Origin of the sequence: Ktedonosporobacter rubrisoli, assembly GCF_004208415.1 — a bacterium.
GTDB classification, from domain to species: Bacteria; Chloroflexota; Ktedonobacteria; order Ktedonobacterales; family Ktedonobacteraceae; genus Ktedonosporobacter; species Ktedonosporobacter rubrisoli.
The window spans coordinates 10094489-10113043 of the sequence record NZ_CP035758.1; the positions used below are offsets into that span (position 1 = coordinate 10094489).

Below are 18555 nucleotides of genomic sequence, written 5' to 3' on the forward strand. Positions count from 1 at the left end.
CTGCAAGGAGCAACAGAGCTCCAGGGTTCCTCTTCACAGACGCAGGAGAAAGGTGGTAGCACATTGTGTTACAGATTCGTCACCTCAAAAAAACCTATCAACCGGGAACGCAAGCAAGTGTTATTGCGTTGAACGATATTAATCTGGCATTTGACCAGGGCGAATTTGTCTGTATCCTTGGAAAATCCGGGTCGGGCAAGTCGACGTTCTTGAACCTGCTGGCAGGACTGGATTATCCAACAGAAGGAGAGATTCTTATCAAGTCCAGCAATATTTCTCAGTTAAAGGACCGGGAAATAGCCAACTTCAGAAAGGATAGCATCGGGTTTATCTTTCAGGATTTTCAGCTCCTCGAACACTTGACAGCCGTTGAGAATGTGGAACTTGGGCTAATGATGTTTCCTCTTTCCCAACGCGAGAAGCGCAAAAGGGCGCTGCAAGCGCTCCAGGAAGTAGGGCTGGAGATGAGGGCTTCTTCCAGAGCAGCTACTTTATCCGGCGGAGAAAAACAACGTGTAGCAATCGCTCGTGCCCTTGTGAAGGACCCTGATATCGTGATTGCCGATGAGCCCAGTGGAGCGCTGGATTCCAAAACTTCGGAGCTTATATTCAGCTTGCTCCAAAAGATCGCCCAGGCTGGCAAATTAGTTATCGTCGTGACACACGACAATGACGCCTTAAGATATGCTACCCATCTTGTAGAACTGAGGGATGGAGTAGTAATTACCGATCAGATGTTGCCCTACCAGCAGCTAGAAGCGCTGCCAGCTGAGCCCAAACCACAAAGGCCTGCCCTGCCAAAGCAGAGGAGTTCCGATCCTCTTACGCCTTTTCGTCTTTCGGCAAAGCAGATCCTTGAGAAAAAGTGGAGGTATGTTCTTGTCTCTATCGGGATGGTAATCGGTATTGCCGGGCTGGCATCTGCTTTGAACCTGAACAATGGAATTGCAGCTTATATGGCCTACGCCAGGCAAAGAATCGTAGATGACAGTAAACTCACCTTTATTAAACAAGGTCAAATGAATTTCAACGACTCTCTCCACATCGAGCATGATCCTCGCGTCAGGCTGGTACAAGATGAATATGAGCTGAATGGAAAAATCCTCTGGCATCAACAAGAAATTGATCTCAAGCTCGATCCGCTCCTCCAACAGAAGTACTGGGGACTCTATACCACTCCGCGTGTCATCGCCGGAAGCTTGCCCAAAGACGGGACAGACGAAATTGCGCTTTCTGCCACTATCGCGCAAAGATTGCTAGGAGGCTCGGATTTTCAACGTTTGATCGGCACAAAGATCGAGCTAAAGTCACTGGCTCTTGATCCTTTCAATGCCTATCCTGCACGCTGGAATGAGCAAACCTTTACGGTGACTGGCGTGACCGAGAAAACCTTGATTGGGGAAGATCATGGCTATCTTCCCTATGCAACAGACAAAGATTTAGTAAGGAGATCGCAGTTTTTAGGCAAAAACGCCGATATTCCCACCAACCAGTTAAGTGTCTATCTCGCCAATAGCCAGGATGTGCCCGGTATTGTCAAGACCTTTAGAGGGGAATATACCGTGGTCACACCTGAGGATGTTTTAAAAGATTTAACCAATCTTTTTCAAAACTTTACCCTGATTATCCTCTCGGCCTCATTGTTGATCCTATTCATCGCAGTGCTCATGATCGGGATCATCCTCTACATTAGCGTATTGGAAAGGCTGCAAGAAATCGGCTTGCTCATTTCACTGGGAGCCACCCGAAACGATATCAAGAAGCTCTTCTTGGCCGAAGCGTTGCTGCTAGGGCTCTTTGCCTCTATACTCGGCATCGTTCTCTCCCTGATAGCGCAGTTGGTCGTCAATCCCCTTATCACTGCCTATATGAACTATGCCCTGCTCCAACCAAGTGTCGTGACGCTGGGCAGCACCATCGCTATAGCCATGATAGTAAGCTTTGCCGCAAGTCTCATTCCGGCAAGCAAAGCCGCCAGGCTCTCGGCAATTGAACTGTTACGAAGACACTAGCAAAGGTATTTTATATGAAACAGAAACGCTCTTTACTCCTGCTCATGCTGTTAGTGCTCATGCTTTTGAGTGCCTGCGCACAACAAGCTCCTGTACAAAAACCAGCAAGTCCACCAGCAGGTACAAAAGATACAAAGGCATCCTCAAGCCAGCTTCCACAGTGGATCAAGCTCGCACTGCCAGGCATAGCCAGAGATCTTGACCAGATTCTCATCAAGAATGCTGACAAATTATGGCCGCACTTTCTCATGCAAGACAAGCAAATTCTGCTTGTAAGCAATTTGAATCAAGCGGCTTATCTCATCAACAGCCAGAATGCCAAAATCGCGCGTCCAAATGAGGTTGTTGAGTATGCCACTACTTCTCTTCCCTCCAACTTGTTAACAACACCATTTAGCCCACGTATGTTCAACGATCGAGTGACGTACGTGTTCAACGTTGACCTGCTGACTTTGGGCGCGAAAAGTATGAATGATCTGCACGATCAAGTGTTTCGTGTGGTTGTTCATGAGGCTACCCACTATGCCTTGCAGCCTATGCTCGAAAAAGGTGGTAAGATCGTTACCCTTGAGGACGTGAAAGCTCCTCGCGTCGATACCTACCCAATCCCTTATTCGTCCCGACGAGCTCGTGCCCAGATGTGGCACTTTTATCACGAGGCGTTAGTAACTACGGATTCCGCGAAGAAGAAGCAGAATATCCAGTTTGGAAACTACTTCTTTGCGCAGTATTTGCAAGAGGAAGCAAGTAACAGGAGTGATAGCCAGATGGATATTATTGAAGGTCAGGCACGCTATATGGAATTTCGTGCGCTGGCACTCTTGCATCATCCCGATGCCTCTTCGGCTGTTCTGAACGAGGAAGCCGCAGCGTTATTTGCCTCCACCTATACCGATGCCTCCCTCTCTAAATTCACCAAGCAGGACGAGTATTACGAGATTGGAGCAGCTGCCTTTGCACTCATGTTGCAAATGAACTTTGAGCCGAGCTTTACGCAGCCTGATCAGTTCCTTCTTGATCACGTTGGCAGTGCTGTAACTGCTGGAGACACGCAGTTGGACAAGGAAATAACTAGCTATTATGAAAAACAAAATCAGCAACTGAAAGCAACTATAGATCAAATTACCTCCCAATGGCATGATAAAGCTTTCGTCAGGATCAAAATTCCTCAGAAGCCGGGTACTGACAAGAAGAACAGAAGTGAAGCGATAGGAGATTATATTGCATGTCAATTAGATGGTCAGTCGATGTGGATCGAAACAATATTCCAACAAGAAATTGAGGTGGGTGACAGTCGCATTCGCCTGAGCTCGGTAAAAATAGTAGCGCCAGCGTCCGACCGCTCGTACCTCTACACGCTGGTTCCTAGAGGTGACTTGGAGATTCAGAACGGAGAACTCACCATCCGAACTGACCAGGTTCAAATGTATAATGCCAGATTTCAGCAGCACGATGGGGTCTACGAGATCACCGCATAGGGGCTATCTACCTGTCTCGTCAGCCTTCCAGGGGCAGGCACATTATGTTCCCGCTCCTTATTTCAGTGATCTCCCGGGTTTATGCTTGCCCCGTTGAGGCCTGGCTGCGCGTTGACAATAACCTTTGGCAAAGGTCATATGGCCCTTGCCAAAGCCCGGCTCGCCCTGTATGCTACAGGCGGACAGGTGGATTTTATAAACTCTGCAGACATTGCAGAGAGCAAAGAGAAAAAATAGAGAGAGAAAGAGCTGAGCATGTTTAAGCCTATTCTGGCAACCCTGGGCTACATTTTGTCAGCTGACAGTCGACAAGTATTGATGATCCATCGCAATAAGCGTCATGACGATTTGCACTATGGGAAATATAATGGCCTGGGGGGAAAGCTAGAGCCAGACGAAGATATTATCACGGGCATGAGGCGCGAAATCTATGAGGAAGCTGGAATCATGGCGGAAAGTATGCTTTTGCGCGGCACCATATCCTGGCCCGGATTCGGTAAAAATGGCGCAGACTGGTTCGGCTTTATCTTTCGCATCGAGAGCTGGCACGGCGACGTGCGAACAGACAATGCTGAAGGAACATTAGAGTGGGTGCCGCGCGATTCGCTCCTCTCGCTGTCGCTGTGGCCGGGAGATCGGCTTTTCCTCCCCATGGTCTTCGATGAAGATCCTCGTCCTTTCCATGGCTGTATGCCTTATCACAAAGGTGAAATTGTGAGTTGGAGCTTTCAGCGCGTATAAGCTCAGTCTTCCGTATGGGTATTTCTTATAGCCATTGAATATACATGAAGAATAGAGCAGGCTAGCATTATTGCGTCTTAGTGAGGACTTGCTAGCCTGATGTTTTCTGTTATGGTAGCAAGAAACCTGGTATACCCTGCGTGTGCAGCATATACAGCGGACCACTGCTGACAAAATAGCCAAGGACGTTGAGGAGGGTGGTGAGGGCCAGAATGACCAGGGAGAGCGTGATAAGTAGGCGATCCGTCTGGCGGGCTTGCAGTTCAATCAGCCAGGAACGTTTTCCTATCCCAAAGCAACGCAGCTCCATCGCACTGATAATATCCTCGGCTCCTACCACCGAGCCAATAATGACAGGCACGATCATGGGAGCCAGCTTGGCAATCTTAGCAAAGAGGCCGCCACGCAATTTATCCATCTCAAAACCACGGGCGCGCTGCGCATCAAGCGTAGTGCTGAAGTCGCGGGCGATTGTCGGTAAAAAGCGGAAAGAAAGATCGACAGCATAAGAAATTTTGTCAGGGACTCCCATGCCTCGAAAGGCAACGCCAATATAGGCTGGATCTATCGTAAACGGGATGGGAACGACAAAGAGCGCAATGCCGATATTGCGCATGGTCTGCGTAAGCAGGAAGACAAGGCTCTCCACACTGATCACCAGCGGCACAAAGCCAACATACGGTGGATGCGAGATAAAGCCGATAAAAGGTAAATTATAGATAATGTGTTGATGGCTTAAGTCTACGCCCTGGATCACGGCACCAGCCGAGATAAAATAATTTACGATGACCAGGAAGATAGTAAGAATGATAATAAAGATCCAGACAGTTTTTGTCTCAGCCCACTTAAGGCGCGCCTGGCTGTAATAATAGGATGCGGCGATAAGACCCCCAAGCAAAAACCAGAAATTTGAGGTCTGGATAACGATAAGGCTAAAGGCAAAAAGCAAGATAAACTTCACGCGGGGATCGAGCCGATGCACGAACGAGTCGCGCTTGATATAAGAAAAAGTAATAAGCATAGGATTTTTCTCGCATACTCTTCTACCGTCTGGCTGACTATAGCAAGACAAAGAAACAAGCAGCAGAAAGCTAACCAGCCTCCTGCTGCTTATCTTACATGTTTAGCGACCCAGGCGGTTGACTGCTGCATTATATGCCACAAGGACAATAGGCAGCAGAATCAAGCCTTGAATAATATTCGGGATAAGTGCGGGAATAAACTCAGTTGCCGTTGCAGACTGGAGCGTAATCTTGGAAACCCAGATATCCAGATAAGCGGCAAAGGCCAGACCGACAATGTTGCCCAGCACGCCACAAATCTCGGCAATAATAATCTTGTTAGTCTTGTTGTAGCGGCCCAGAGTATAGAAGACGGCCAGGCCTGCAACGAAGCCAATTAACCCGTTACCGATCTCCCAGTTCCACCAGAGTTGCCCTGAAATGAGGTCAGTGATGGCGTTGCCGACGCCACCTGTAAACAGGCCAACCCAGGGTCCAAAGACTGCTCCAAAGAATAATGGAATGACAATAGCGGGACGAAGTTGCACATGAGATGCCCCTGGGATCTGTAATGGGATGGTGACGGAGCTAAGGGCTGCGTAGATCGCCGCGCCCAGGGCCATGTAAACGACCTGGCGTACGCCAATCTTCCAGAACTTTGCCGACGCGCTCTCAACGCGATTTTCTGTGATTGCCATGAATAGATATCCTTTCGGGTGACGAATAAATAGATTGATAAAGCAAGGATGAAAGAATGGAAATAGCTATGGACATCTCCTTTCTCTGCAGCCAGGAATCAAGCTACAGCATTACGCTCGGCCAGGAGATAACGCAGCAACGACGTAGGGCGCAAATTACACTCCTCCAACAAAGCTGGATCTGACAGTACCTGCAATGGAGGGCCATCGGCCACTAGCTTACCATCTTTGAGTAACAGGACACGTTGTGTAAAACGTAGAGCAAGATCCAGATCGTGGGTGATAAAGAGCAGCGCGTCAAGATCGGGCAGGCTGCGTAAGTATTCCATAAAAATAATATATGAGCGATAATCTTGTCCCGCCGTTGGCTCGTCCAGGAGCAAGATTTTGCTTTGCATAGCAAGAACAGAGGCAATAGCTACGCGCTTCTGTTGTCCAAAGCTCAACGAGAAGGGCGAGCGTTCGTCAAACTGGCTGATGTTGAGAGCATCAGCAGCTTTCTGGACCGCCATCTCTATTTGCTTTGTGGGCATACGCAGGTTCTCGGGTCCAAAGCTGAGCTCTTTACGCACGGTAGGGGCAAAGAGCATAGCGCTGGGGCTCTGAAAGACGTAACCGATGCGCGAGGCTAGCTGAGCCACGCTGAGCTTATGCGTATTTTCGCCGAAAAGGCTAACCGCGCCTTGAGAAGGACGGAGCAAGCCAAGAGCCTGCTTAACTAGCGTGGTTTTGCCGGCACCATTGGGGCCAAGTAAAGCGATAGTCTCGCCACGTTGCACATCAAAGGAGATGCCGCGAAGAATTTCGTCGGCGAAAACGCTGTAGCGATAATGAACATTCTCGAACTTGAGGATGGGGGAAGCGGCTTGTGCGCTTTGGTCTTTCTGGGTATGTTGCCCGCTGACAATGGGGTTGACGAGGGAAGCTTTGGCTTGCGCGGGATCGCTGAACGTACGTAACGTAGCCTCGATTGGCAACTTGACCTGAGTAGGATCGGCAATTTCCAGAAATGCCTTAATGTCTCCGAAGAAGGCCTGGCGACCATCGCGCATGAGTAGCACTTTTTCTGGGTTCAGGCTTAGCGCTTCCTCTACGCGATGCTCAACGATAATGACAGTGTGCCGCTGCGCGCGTAAAGCGGCGATCAGGCCTTCTAATTCGTCCACGGCCCGGGCATCGAGATTAGCAAACGGCTCGTCAAACAGGAAGATCGAAGGCTCAAGCACTACAATGCCGGCTGCCGCTACCTGCTGACGTTGACCACCTGAAAGGGCAAAAGTTGCTCGTTTGCGATAGTGCTCAAGATGAAGCTGTTTCAGCACTTCTTGAATGCGCCGGTTCATCTCGGCGCGGGGTGTATTCAAGTTTTCCATGCCAAAGGCTATCTCTTGCTCGACCGTACTACCGAGGATTTGTTTATCGGGGTCCTGGAGCATGGTGCCGATATTTTTGGCCAGATCGCGCAGCGTAAGGCCTGATATAGCTTTTCCTTCCAGTCTGATCTCGCCTGTAAGCATCCCAGGAAAGCTATTTGGAATCAGGCCATTGAGGCATTTGAGCAGCGTACTTTTTCCGCATCCGCTGGGCCCCGCAATCAGCATAAGCTCTCCCTTGGGAAGGGAGAAGGAAATATCTTCAATTGCGCGTGGCTGGTCGAGTGGTTCTGCTGACGTTGCAGATTCTTTTTGTGGCTCTGGCTCATCATCGAGGCTTCGATAACGAAAACTCAACCCCTGTACATATACTGCTATTTGCCCTGCTTCTGGCGCTTCTTGTAAGTCATTGGGTTGTTTGGTCATGAGTAAAGCTAGCCTTTTGCTCACAGCCTGCACCTCAAGAGCGCAGCGCGGGAGTACTCGTCTTATTTAAATACATTCTAATCTCCTAAGCTACGTTATGTCAATGCTTGTTGAGTTATGAAATAATTCCTCAATCTTGCCAGTCGTGAGCTTGAGCTATGATCTTAACGAGCGCTACTTAAACGCGTAAGAGCATAAAAAAAGCTATGCTTCGCCGCCCTCTCTGCATAGAAACAGTGAGTAGATTTGCAGAATAAATCAATCGCCGGCCCACTTTGTTAAGGGTGGATCGGCAATTGAGATAAGCGTTGGCCCTGCTTAATTGTTTTGCCAGAGAGAGAGCAGCTGCAGCGTATCGGCCACTAGCTGTTCCAAGGGAGCCAGCGGAACATATTCATCCACCGAGTGCTCGTTAACGACGCCAGTCGGTATTGCAACACAATGTAACACTTTTAGAGTGGATTTACCCGTAAAGCATATCGCTTAAAAGGTCGCCATAAGGATAGAGCATTTAGCACTGATTCTATCCTTGTGGTGGCTTCGTATGTGGGACCTACTTCCTCATCCTTGTTTCTCCTGCTCCTATTCTTCTCTGACTTACCTCTTCCTCCCGTACTTCTTCACCTTTAGCTCTTCCTTGCGTTTATCTTATCTACGTATCTCTTCTCATATCTTTCTCCCATCTTTCAACCATCTCTCGATATCCTCATGCTTTTCCTGCCTCAATCATTCCATCTTATGGCTGTTTCTTTTCTCCTCTTCTCTTCATATTAAATTTTTCTGCGGTCCTTTTTACGTCCCCTTGTTCAATCTATTGTTGTAGACACTTCAGGCAGTCTGATATACAATATTAATATGATTACGTTCTTCTTCTTTTACATGAGGTTTCTATGAAACGCGATATCACAGATACTTCTGATACTAAACGACGCAGAGATGCTGGCATTTTGCATATTACCGAGCGTGATCTTCTTGTCCTAAACTGGATTGCCGAGCAATTTTGTCTCTCTTTTGACCATCTTCGCCGCTTACTTGGCTTGCATGCGAAAGCGACGACCAAGGCTCCCGGAACCCTCAGTATTTCTGCGACCCGGGATGCCGTCCAACGCTGGGAGCAACTTGGACTGATTGAACCACCCCGAAAGATCATTGCCGAGTATCCCCCCTACCTTTGGCTCAGTCGAAGAGGCATTACCCAACTTGGTTCTCCTTATCCCTATTATGAGCCACGGCCTGCTACTATTCGCCATCTCTACGCCGTCAACGCGGTACGTCTCACCCTGGAAAGCCACAGCTTACAAGGGAACTGGATATCCTATCGCACATTACGCCGACAGAGCCAGACTAGCCCCATCCCTGACGCCGATCTGTTTTCCCCTACTTTACCACGCATCGCTGTTCGCGTAATCGAGCGTCCACCACAGCATCCAATAACGATTCGTGATGAGCTCGCTACCATGGAGGCACTTACCACACTTTATTCGCGCTTCTGGTACTTTGTTGATACCAACGCTTATACATCACTTATTACAGCTGTGCGGGATCATGACGCTACCGTCAATCCTGACAAACAGTTGAGCCCATGTATTGCTTGGTTTACTCTTGAGACTCAGGAGATTCAGGAGATTGGTGAGGTGTCACCGTGAAGGCACCGTCAAGAACGCCCAATGACCTGGCTGAGAAAGGCAGGAGATAACATATGAACCATGATGAATTAGATAAACTAGAAATCGCAGTGCGAAATATGCGTTGGGAAGATGTACAATTTTCCCCGTCGCTAGATGAGGTTCGCGAACTCGACCGACAATTGCCAGCGGGATGGGTTCAGACTCTAGAGGAAAATTTCACCCAGGAGGAGGTGCAAGCTTGGCTCCGTGCTCCGCTGCAAGTGCCAGAAAATAATAATATTAATGAGGAGGCTCGACAGGCTATAAGCGAGTTGGACCTGAATGTAGAAGATATCATACAAGAGCTTGACCATGCTCCTACTCTTGAATTGCCGCCTGAGCTACCCCCCGATCATGATTGGGGAAGATAATGGATTTTGATAAATTTGTCTCTCCTAAGGCCGATTAATATACATTAATCGGCCCAATAAATGGCCGCCCTGTCAACTTTGTTACAGCGATGCGAACTCGCATAGCCGAGATTTTTCGTACTGGTAAACCGTGGTGTATGCGCCATACTGTTGCAGTAGGCACATCAGAAACGTGTGCAATGGTTACCCAGGTTAGTTGATAATGTCGAATTATATCTCGAAAAGAATCAACAAATGGGAGCGGAATCGTATCTTGTTCACTAATATCATTTGATTCATTTTTGTTCAAATCTCTCTCCATTTTTCTCCCTGCTTTGTACGTTCTCTGCTGATATGATCTTCTAGCAGCTCTATTTCCCCGCCAGGAGCCTTGCCATTAGTAATGTTAGTAAGCTATGGATTAGCAGAGGAAGTATATCTCAGACAGATCAGAGAGAAGTTAATAGGGAAGTTAATAGCTTGCATCAGACTTGATATACAGCAATAAGTTGCTAGAGAGTCAAAGAATTGTCGAAGGATGAAGGGCATATGCGAATTTTTATAGGTTCTCGATTATCCGGTTAGCAGCCGGATGGTGGAACTAAACTAGCTTGACATCCCTCATTCATAGACGGAAAACTTTCGGATAAGCTAGTTAAACTGCCTTGTCAAGCCATTTGCTCTAACCCAGCATCGAGTATAATAATCCTAGCGATTATTGGAAAACTTCGTTCTGACAACCTGTTGACATGCTGTAGTTTTGAGATGGTATTTGTTGTGCTGTCTCTGTTTAGTCACCGAAAGGAGCCACCTTATGGAGAACGATAAATATGTACCGTTCGAAGATGGATACATCTTTGCAGACGGTGCTGGAGGGTACTTTGTAATGCGCCAGGGCATGCCAGCACGCAATTGGCCAGAGCTATTTCTCAGTGCACAAAAGGAAGTTACACAAACTGATTGGGAGAAGACCCATAAATGGACAGAAACTACTAAAACTTATTATCCTCTCTCTCGTGAGCTTGCGCAGCATGCCGATTTCCCCCCACGCCCTACTGAATTAGAGCAATACAACCAGTTGAATGAGCAATTTCCGACAGTTGCCATAGATTATGACTTGTACGGAGCACTAGAAGTATTCGCGTTTACTGCAGATGAGGATGAGCAGAGAAAAGCGTTAGAGCTAATGCGGAATATGTCAGATATATCCCCCAATAGTGTAGTGCAGAGACCCTTTTATACCCCTGAAGAAGTGACAAATCCTTGGGATTCTGGCGAAGGTTTACCCAAGATGATGCGCCTATCCTGGTACCTTGAAGAAATAGAACAGAAAAAGACGCAAGAACTTCCACATTTCGATTTTGACCGTTAGGTAAACCAAGGAGGAGATAGTGAGAATAGATTACCACTATGGAAGCATCTTTCAGTCGATTTCGAAGGTGATCGTAAATGCCGTCAACTGTGTAGGCATTATGGGAGCAGGAATTGCCCGCGCCTTCGCAATGCGTTATCCAAACATGTATTATGTTTACAGACATGATTGCAAGACCGGACGACTTCATGTCGGAAGGCCGTGCCTTTATAAAGCCTGCCAGCCGTGGATTCTCAATTTTCCCACAAAGAAGAGCTGGCGTGATCCTTCCACACTTCAATACATTGAAAGTGGCTTGCTCTACTTTACCCAGCACTATAAAGAAGCTGGTATAACGAGCATCTCATTTCCCCAGTTAGGCACAGGAAATGGCGGCCTGTCCTGGGAGAATGTTGGGCCATTAATGGTTCGCTATCTAGCTCCACTTGATATTCCTGTTTCCATCTATATCAAGGAGCGCGATTGGGCTTTTCAACTAGAAGACTTGCAATTGCCAACGGCAGAGCGAGCGTCATCCCAGAATATACAGCAGGATTACCAAGGATTCGATAGATGAAGGGACTACAATGAAGCAATTTCGGAGTATTGAGAAAATCGATACTGCCATTCTTTACATACTGGAGCTTACATCTAGCATTTCGGTTCTTTTACTTGCATTCGGCCTGATAGCTAGCATGGTAAATGTTTTGACTAAGGGCTCAATCCTTACTAATAACTTGTCTATGCAGGAGCTATGGGCTTGGACCCAATGTATTGCTATAGATGCGAGCGTCCCCGGTATGGTTATACGTACTTTTCAGTATAAAACTCAGCAGGAGTATATAAAGTGTGCGCTTAACGGCTTACTTTCTTTGCTACTGCTCTTTACTGCTGCTATTGTGAGCAACATTGAGAGCGTACAGCAGACATTAAGCCTAACACTAGAGGCAGCTTACATACATGTGTTCGTCCCGGTTGAAGTACTCATCTGGGTTCGCTCTCTGGCAATTGTGCTATTAATTGTGGCACATGCGTTGAGGCATGTGCATCAAGGAATAGATTCTAGTTCAGAGCAGACTTCCAAGTCAAAGCATGCGCCACAAACACTTGACCCGGAACTCTTACGAACAGCTCTCTCACAAACTACTGTTTCGGAGGAAGAGCGATGCCTACAAGAGCTGCCCGCGCCAGATGGCGAACAGGAACGCGAACAAGGGGCGAACATAGCCCAGGAAGCCAGTGAGGAGGATAAGCACGATGAAAAGGTTTATCAGGATGAACAAGAGGCGAATAACTTTGAGCGAGTGAAAACCTACCTTACAGATTTTCCTGGTTCGACTGATAGAGAAATTGCTCACGCTCTGTCCATTAGTGCGAGCACCGCGAACAAATGGAGGAAACGAGTACTCCGAGAAAATGATTAAGTCTTTCTATAGTTCGTGACATAGCAGGAGCCTGGTTAACTCGACCAGGCTCTTCTTATTTCCAAAATCCTCGACAAGGGGTACTGCTATCAGCCCCTGGTTGGGGCGTCAGATCTATGTGCAGCGCTCCCTTCCGCTCGCTCTTCCAAGTGTATCACACGTCCTCGGGAGTGCAAGGCCAAGACGAGCCGCGCAAGAGCGCGGGCCTTGCACTCCCTGTGGGCGCGTGCTCCTGGTCGGCCAGAGGCGGAAAGGACCCCGCCCCAGAAGCTCCTCGGCGTCGATTGAGACCCGCGCCGAGAAAGAAAGGATCAAAGTCATGTTGGCGTATCAGAAACGCATCTTGGAAAGCATTCGGAAGAATGGAATCGGTCAGCTCACTGATGCTGATCTACTAGTGATGATTTTATGGGGACGGGGAACCAAGAGAGACCATGAGTGGATATTGAAATCTCTTCGAACTATCACTGCAGAAAAAGGCAATGTTACCAATTTGCTGAAAACAGATGCCGATGAATTGCTTTCGTATCAGTTTGACGAGATGAGCACAGCGCGCCTTCTGGCCCTCTTAGAGTTGATTCGCCGGCTTGCGCAGCCAGAGCCAAAAATCCAATCTATCACAAGCGCTTATGACGTCATATCTCTTATCGGCGCAGAAATGCGCCACCTTAACCATGAGGAAATGGCCGTCTTAGTCCTGGATAACAAGAATCATCTTGTTGCTAACATCAACATGTATCGTGGAACTGTAAACAGTTCAGTTTTACGAGCCTCAGAGGCCTTTCGCCCCGCCATTGTGCGTAACTGCCCCAACATCATTATCTGTCATAACCATCCATCTGGCGATCCTAATCCATCTCCCGAGGATATGACAGTCACGCGGGATCTGGTGGAGGCTGGGAAATTACTTAATATTGATGTACTTGATCATATTATTATCGGCAATCCCGGCTTTGTCAGCTTGCATGAAACCATGAAGTGGTGATGATACTGAGCGGGTACACCAATAAGGTGTATCCGCTTTTTTATGTTGTAAGGGAAAGAAAATGCAGCCCTATCGATTTTGAGACCCGTCAGGCTGCATTCTTCCCGCTATCAAGCAGGGTTGCGGATCAAAGCCGCAATAAAAGTATAACATATCCTCTCTTTTATGTACATGACTTGCCTTTGATAGACCTATGTGCTGGCGCTCCTTTCCGCTCGCTCTTCCAAGTGTATCACACGTCCTCGGGAGCGCAAGGCCAAGACGAGCCGCGCAAGAGCGCGGACCTTGCACTCCCTGTGGGCGCGTGCTCCTGGCTGAACAGAGGCGGAAAGGACCCCGCCCCGTAGTTCATCGGCGTCGATTGAGACCCGCGCCGAGAAAGAAAGGATCAAAGTCATGTTGACCTATCGTCCTCTTCCAGTTCGTACCGTGTCCCCTGTAGCTCGTCGGTTACATGCGCTGTTGCGGTATTGTCCAGGCTATAGCGAGGCATACGATAGCCCAAGCACCCGTCGTGCTCAGTGGGTGCTTGATGCACTTGAGCAGCTGAACCGTAGTGATCTTCCCCTTGGATGTCGCGATGCAGTTTATGAGTTACAGCAGTGTCATCTTCCAGCCTCTTTAACGCGGTATCTCAGCGTTGATCAGCTTTGCAAAATTATTGTTGAGCTGGGTCGCTACTGTGCTTATCGTAATGTAGCCGAGGAGGAATTCGCCCGAGAGCAGACACGAGGACGTTCGCGAAGTAGAGTTAGATAGTCACATCGGGGGAACCGAGTATATCGGTTCCCTTTTATGATCCTTCGATTTCACTGAATACGCAACGATCTCCTGAAGCCACACCTCCACAGCCAATTGCAATGTCAGAAATGCGTCAAAAAGCTTCTTTGCAAAAAGAGTTTGCTATTTCAGAAAAGTTTTGGTATACTCTATTTACAAGGTAAACCATAGTATACCAGAGAATTTATTAGTATACTTCTAGAAAAGGAGCGTTGAAAATGGCAACCGAAGTGTTTTCTGTCAAGGTCAGCGATGAACTAAAAAGCAAGATCAAAGCACTCATGGACGCGTCTGGAATGCAAGGCCAGGGATTCATGGAACAAATTATTCATATCTACGAGTTGAATACGGCAAAGGAGCTCATGCCTTCTGCAGCTGCTGACGTTGCAGAGCTGCAAGCTGTAACCAGAAGAATGAATGATATATTTATGAATCTGATTGAGCGAAATGTCAATCTGATGGCAGATAGGGATAATACCCACAAAGAGGATCTTGAAGAAAAAGACAAAATGATCGCCTTGATACAGGAAAGGCTCATTGATACGCTAGCGGAAGTCGAGCGTTTGAAAAAAGAGCAGGACACTTTGCTCAGCCAGTACCAAGAGTTGCAGGAAGCAATAGCCCAATCTGAGAGCCGAGTACAGGAGCAAGAACGAAGCTATTGGGATCTGTTAGGCTCCAAAGAGGAACTGATCAAAGAGTATCGAGGGAAGAATGACACGCTTACCGGCCTCGTCAAGGAATACTCTGCATTCAAAGACCAAAACAAAGGGCTTACCGACAGCATTGAGACACTCAAGAAAGAAATCGAAGCACTCAAAGAGCAGATTGGGGAAAAAGCACAAAGCGAAGAGAGCCTCAGATCTGAAATGGAGCGCATGGAAAGTCAGCACGAAGTTGCTCTGTTAAAGGCACAAATGGAACAAGAGCGGGCTACTCTTGCTCTCCGAGAAAAACACCAGAGCAGGATAGAGGAACTCACTCACGAACATAATGCAAAGATTGATGAATACAACAAGAGAGTAAGAGAGCTTTTTGATCAGATCGAAAGCATCCGAACTGGGAAGAGAGGTTTACCTGAAAGCACCTAGCGCTACCCCGGCTCGTTAAGCAATGTCGCTTCGATACTTCTGATCGATCCGAAGGGAAGGAAACACCACCTATGAAATCGCTGTAGCCGCAGCCTATGCTGCAGCTCTATCTGCAGAGGAACAATACAAGAAGATGGAAGCTTATGCTGCAGAGATCAAGGCTCAAACCGCGATCGACCTGGAGCGCGGGCGTAATGAAGTAAATAGGTTGCGATCTGAGCTTGCTTCTACGATAGCTGAGGCTCATAAACGCGCTGAGGCTGAGCGCGCAGAGAATCATATCCTATTAGAAAGGGAGCGCGGCGAAGTAAATAAATTGCGATCTGAGCTCTTATCGTTGGTAATCCATGAACGTGAACGCTCAACTACCAATCAGGAGGTTCATCCTCCAAAGCTAGGAGGAGATACAACTAGTTAGATTGGTGATGCTTCAGCCGTATGAAGCGGCTTCTACTTATGGAATGTTTTCTATGGATGGTCCATTTAGGACCCCCTATTTAGGGAGTCCTAATTTGAATAATTACATTAATAAATATATCTGTTAGAATAATCGCGAAATGAAGGAAAGGGCATATCATGTATAGGTGCTAAAAGATATATTTCAAAAAGCTGCGTGGATCGAAGCATTCAGGGTTTTTGCATTTAGTCGTGTGTTACTTATTTCCCTCACGTTTGTCGCGCAGCGGTTTCCCCTAAACGGACAAACTATTCCACGCAACTGTGTATCCTCAAACGATTGCCTATTATCTTGGTTTCACTTTGATGTCTTGGCTTTTACAAGTATTGCCCAGCACGGTTATACTCATATACAGGATACGGTCTTTTTTCCTCTTTGGCCATTGATCTTACGCTTACATCTCCTATTTGGGGCAAACGTTATCAGTGCTTATCTAACTGGCCTTTTCCTGGCCAACCTCTGTTTTTATCTAGCGCTAGTAATGCTCTATCTCCTGATTGGTAAGCTATTTGATCCTATTATTGCGCGAAATTCGCTCTTCTATATTTCATTTAGCCCATATGCGCTTTATTTTTTTGCTGCCTACAGCGAATCGCTTTTCCTGCTGCTCTCTCTAGCCGTATTCATTTGTTTAGAACATGAGTATTGGAACCTAGCTGGAGTCTTTGGAGGGCTTGCAGCGCTTACGCGCTCACAAGGTTTTTTGCTGGTAGTACCTTTTATTGTTGTGGTTGTCCAATATATACAGAGCAACCAAAGAAGCTGGAGACAAAAGCTAAGAGCTGCTATACCTGTAGTGTTTATTCCTCTGGGAATAATTATATACGTTGCCTATTTAGGGTATACTTTCCACGATCCTCTAGCGTTTAGTACCCAGGAGGCAACGTTTTGGCATCGTCAATTGACCTTTCCATTGATTACTGTTTTTAGATCCTTTCAGACCTTCTTTAGCTCATATACAGTAGACGTGATCATTCTTAATTGCATAAATATCCTATTGGTACTGCTTGTAACTATGGCTCTGGTCTTTAGCTGGAGACGTCTTCCGCTCCACTACACCCTCTTTACTCTAATAACGCTACTTTTTGACATGAGTTACCCCCAGGGGGTGATCGAACCTCTGGCGGCCTTTGGCCGTTATCTTATCGTGATCTTCCCTCTCTTCATTTTGCTTGCTATTTATGGCAAAAAGCCGCAATTTGATCATCTTATTCTTATCTGCTTTCTGCCTCTCTTAGGGATAAACATCGTGCTGTTTACCAGCCATTACTGGCTAGCATAAGAACTACCTTTTCCTTGTCTCGTGCCATTTAAGTGTTTAAGCTCCAGAGGCAAGAGCTGTCTTTGTGCGTCTACCTTCAACTTCCTCAATTCTTCCCTCTTTATAAGCCGTGGAGTGAACCCATTTTGCGCTCTTGGGTTCGCTCCACCGTTTTCTTGTGACGTCCATTGATCTTGAGAAGGGCCTACACGAGAAAAAAGTTACTGTGTCCTGGCAGGAAGAGTAAGTTTTTAGCGCCTCTTTTACATTTCCTAGATAAGATAGTAAGACGAGGTATAAGAAGCTGAATATAGGTAATATGGGTACTCGACCTCGAAAAAATGAAAGATAATGGGAAATACAGATAAACTAATGTTTGCATGGAATGTGTGCCTCTGTAGTTCTGATTAGATCAAGATGTGTCAATGAAATATAGTCGCTCGTTGTTGCCAGATGCACTCTTTTTAGCAGTGCTCTTACTGTTTTTACTGCTTGGCTTGTTCCTTGGCCTTTTGTCATCCTTCTATGGCTGGACATTTGGCGTAGAAGTACATCATTTTTTGGCCTATATACCAAGGGTATTTTCCTCTCTACAGTCTGCCTCTATTGTTGATCAGCTTGCGGATCTTGCACAGCAGGTTATTCAGTGGCTTGGAAGACAAGGTAGTATATTGTGGTACACAGATCCGCAAGCCACTTATAACAATGATAACGTTAAAGAAATATGGAGCGTTGTCCTAGCGGTCTCTGACAGCACTGTTGGGATTTTCATAGCGCTTGCGGGCTATCAGATCATTTTAGGTGGCTACGGTCCCCGTTATGTCTCAGCTCTGGAGGAACTCCCTCGCTTAATTTTTTCAGCCATAGGGGCAAATATAAGTTTAATTTTTGCTCAGTTTTGGATTGAATTAAACAATTTGCTATGTACTGTAATACTAGCACAGATAAAAATTCCTCCTTTATCCACACTTTCAGCTATTGTTCCTGTGGTAGCGACGAGTATAGTGTTGCTACCTCTTGTTTTCTTATTAATTGTTTTAGTAGTTATTCTCGCTATACAGATGGCGGTAAGGCTGGCCATCATTATCCTACTCATAGTGTGCATGCCAGCACTGTTTTTAATGTTAGCAAATAGGCATACAGCGGCAATTGGCCAATCAGGCATTATGTCCTATATTTCCGCTGTTTTCTCGCAAACACTTCAAGTCACCGTAATTATTTTAGGCATTAATGTTCTCTTACCATTTGTGATGGCGAGCTTTGGTCAGTCAACGGCCTTAGCTCCACTTGCGAATCTGGTGGCGGGGATTGCGTTACTTTGGGTTACTCTGAGGATTCCTGGAATGTTAAGAAGTTGGGCGCTACAGCCTGTTGCCGAGAGCGGCCAAGTTGCCTCCCGCCTTATTTTTGGTTCAATTACACAATTTGTTTTCTTTAACCCAAAGAAGATTTAGAGGAGA

Annotated in this window: 17 protein-coding genes; 14 read left to right on the plus strand and 3 right to left on the minus strand. The window is 46.9% G+C overall.

The window, feature by feature from the left end; translation table 11 throughout:
* Window positions 1-65: 65 nt before the first annotated feature.
* The 3 genes from EPA93_RS43205 (at window position 66) to EPA93_RS43215 (ending at window position 4231) form a co-directional block, all read left to right on the plus strand.
* The gene (locus tag EPA93_RS43205; RefSeq protein WP_129893493.1) at window positions 66-2012 is read left to right on the plus strand and encodes an ABC transporter ATP-binding protein/permease; all 1947 of its coding nucleotides are present in this window, start codon (window positions 66-68) and stop codon (window positions 2010-2012) included.
* A gap of 14 nt (window positions 2013-2026) precedes the next feature.
* The gene (locus tag EPA93_RS43210) at window positions 2027-3490 is read left to right on the plus strand and encodes a hypothetical protein (protein WP_129893494.1); all 1464 of its coding nucleotides are present in this window, start codon (window positions 2027-2029) and stop codon (window positions 3488-3490) included.
* Window positions 3491-3745: 255 nt separating this feature from the next.
* Window positions 3746-4231: an NUDIX hydrolase gene (locus EPA93_RS43215; protein ID WP_129893495.1), complete on the plus strand. Its 486-nt coding sequence runs from the start codon at window positions 3746-3748 to the stop codon at window positions 4229-4231.
* Window positions 4232-4340: 109 nt separating this feature from the next.
* On the opposite strand, the gene EPA93_RS43220 is transcribed toward EPA93_RS43215, so the two are convergent.
* The 3 genes from EPA93_RS43220 to EPA93_RS43230 form a co-directional block, all read right to left on the minus strand.
* The gene (locus EPA93_RS43220) at window positions 4341-5252 is read right to left on the minus strand and encodes an energy-coupling factor transporter transmembrane component T family protein (RefSeq protein ID WP_129893496.1); all 912 of its coding nucleotides are present in this window, start codon (window positions 5250-5252) and stop codon (window positions 4341-4343) included.
* Window positions 5253-5354: 102 nt separating this feature from the next.
* The gene (locus tag EPA93_RS43225; RefSeq protein ID WP_129893497.1) at window positions 5355-5930 is read right to left on the minus strand and encodes an ECF transporter S component; all 576 of its coding nucleotides are present in this window, start codon (window positions 5928-5930) and stop codon (window positions 5355-5357) included.
* Between the two features lie 98 nt (window positions 5931-6028).
* Entirely contained in the window at window positions 6029-7729 is a 1701-nt protein-coding gene (locus EPA93_RS43230; RefSeq protein WP_129893498.1) for an ABC transporter ATP-binding protein, read from the minus strand.
* A gap of 890 nt (window positions 7730-8619) precedes the next feature.
* On the opposite strand from EPA93_RS43230, the gene EPA93_RS43235 reads away from it, so the two are divergent.
* The 11 genes from EPA93_RS43235 to EPA93_RS43285 all read left to right on the plus strand — a co-directional run bounded on the left by EPA93_RS43235 (window position 8620) and on the right by EPA93_RS43285 (window position 18549).
* On the plus strand, window positions 8620-9375 hold the full coding sequence (locus tag EPA93_RS43235) for a replication-relaxation family protein (RefSeq protein WP_129893499.1): 756 nt from the start codon (window positions 8620-8622) through the stop codon (window positions 9373-9375).
* A gap of 53 nt (window positions 9376-9428) precedes the next feature.
* Entirely contained in the window at window positions 9429-9767 is a 339-nt protein-coding gene (locus tag EPA93_RS43240; RefSeq protein WP_129893500.1) for a hypothetical protein, read from the plus strand.
* 793 nt (window positions 9768-10560) lie between these two features.
* A complete protein-coding gene (locus EPA93_RS43245; RefSeq protein ID WP_129893501.1) occupies window positions 10561-11118 on the plus strand; it encodes a hypothetical protein in 558 nt (185 codons plus the stop codon).
* A gap of 19 nt (window positions 11119-11137) precedes the next feature.
* Window positions 11138-11674, plus strand: coding sequence for a macro domain-containing protein (locus tag EPA93_RS43250; protein ID WP_129893502.1), 537 nt, complete (start codon window positions 11138-11140; stop codon window positions 11672-11674).
* A 223-nt stretch (window positions 11675-11897) separates the two neighbouring features.
* Window positions 11898-12521 carry a hypothetical protein gene (locus EPA93_RS43255; RefSeq protein ID WP_129893503.1) on the plus strand — a complete coding sequence of 208 codons (624 nt, stop codon included), beginning with the start codon at window positions 11898-11900 and terminating at the stop codon, window positions 12519-12521.
* 319 nt (window positions 12522-12840) lie between these two features.
* Window positions 12841-13506 (plus strand): JAB domain-containing protein, encoded by a 666-nt coding sequence (locus tag EPA93_RS43260; protein ID WP_129893504.1) that lies wholly within the window; start codon window positions 12841-12843, stop codon window positions 13504-13506.
* Between the two features lie 396 nt (window positions 13507-13902).
* On the plus strand, window positions 13903-14265 hold the full coding sequence (locus EPA93_RS43265) for a hypothetical protein (protein ID WP_129893505.1): 363 nt from the start codon (window positions 13903-13905) through the stop codon (window positions 14263-14265).
* Between the two features lie 239 nt (window positions 14266-14504).
* Complete coding sequence (locus EPA93_RS43270; RefSeq protein WP_129893506.1) at window positions 14505-15377, plus strand: hypothetical protein; 873 nt, start codon at window positions 14505-14507, stop codon at window positions 15375-15377.
* Between the two features lie 133 nt (window positions 15378-15510).
* Complete coding sequence (locus tag EPA93_RS43275; RefSeq protein ID WP_129893507.1) at window positions 15511-15795, plus strand: hypothetical protein; 285 nt, start codon at window positions 15511-15513, stop codon at window positions 15793-15795.
* Window positions 15796-15961: 166 nt separating this feature from the next.
* Complete coding sequence (locus tag EPA93_RS43280; protein ID WP_129893508.1) at window positions 15962-17116, plus strand: mannosyltransferase family protein; 1155 nt, start codon at window positions 15962-15964, stop codon at window positions 17114-17116.
* A gap of 404 nt (window positions 17117-17520) precedes the next feature.
* Window positions 17521-18549 (plus strand): hypothetical protein, encoded by a 1029-nt coding sequence (locus EPA93_RS43285; protein WP_129893509.1) that lies wholly within the window; start codon window positions 17521-17523, stop codon window positions 18547-18549.
* Window positions 18550-18555: the final 6 nt, after the last annotated feature.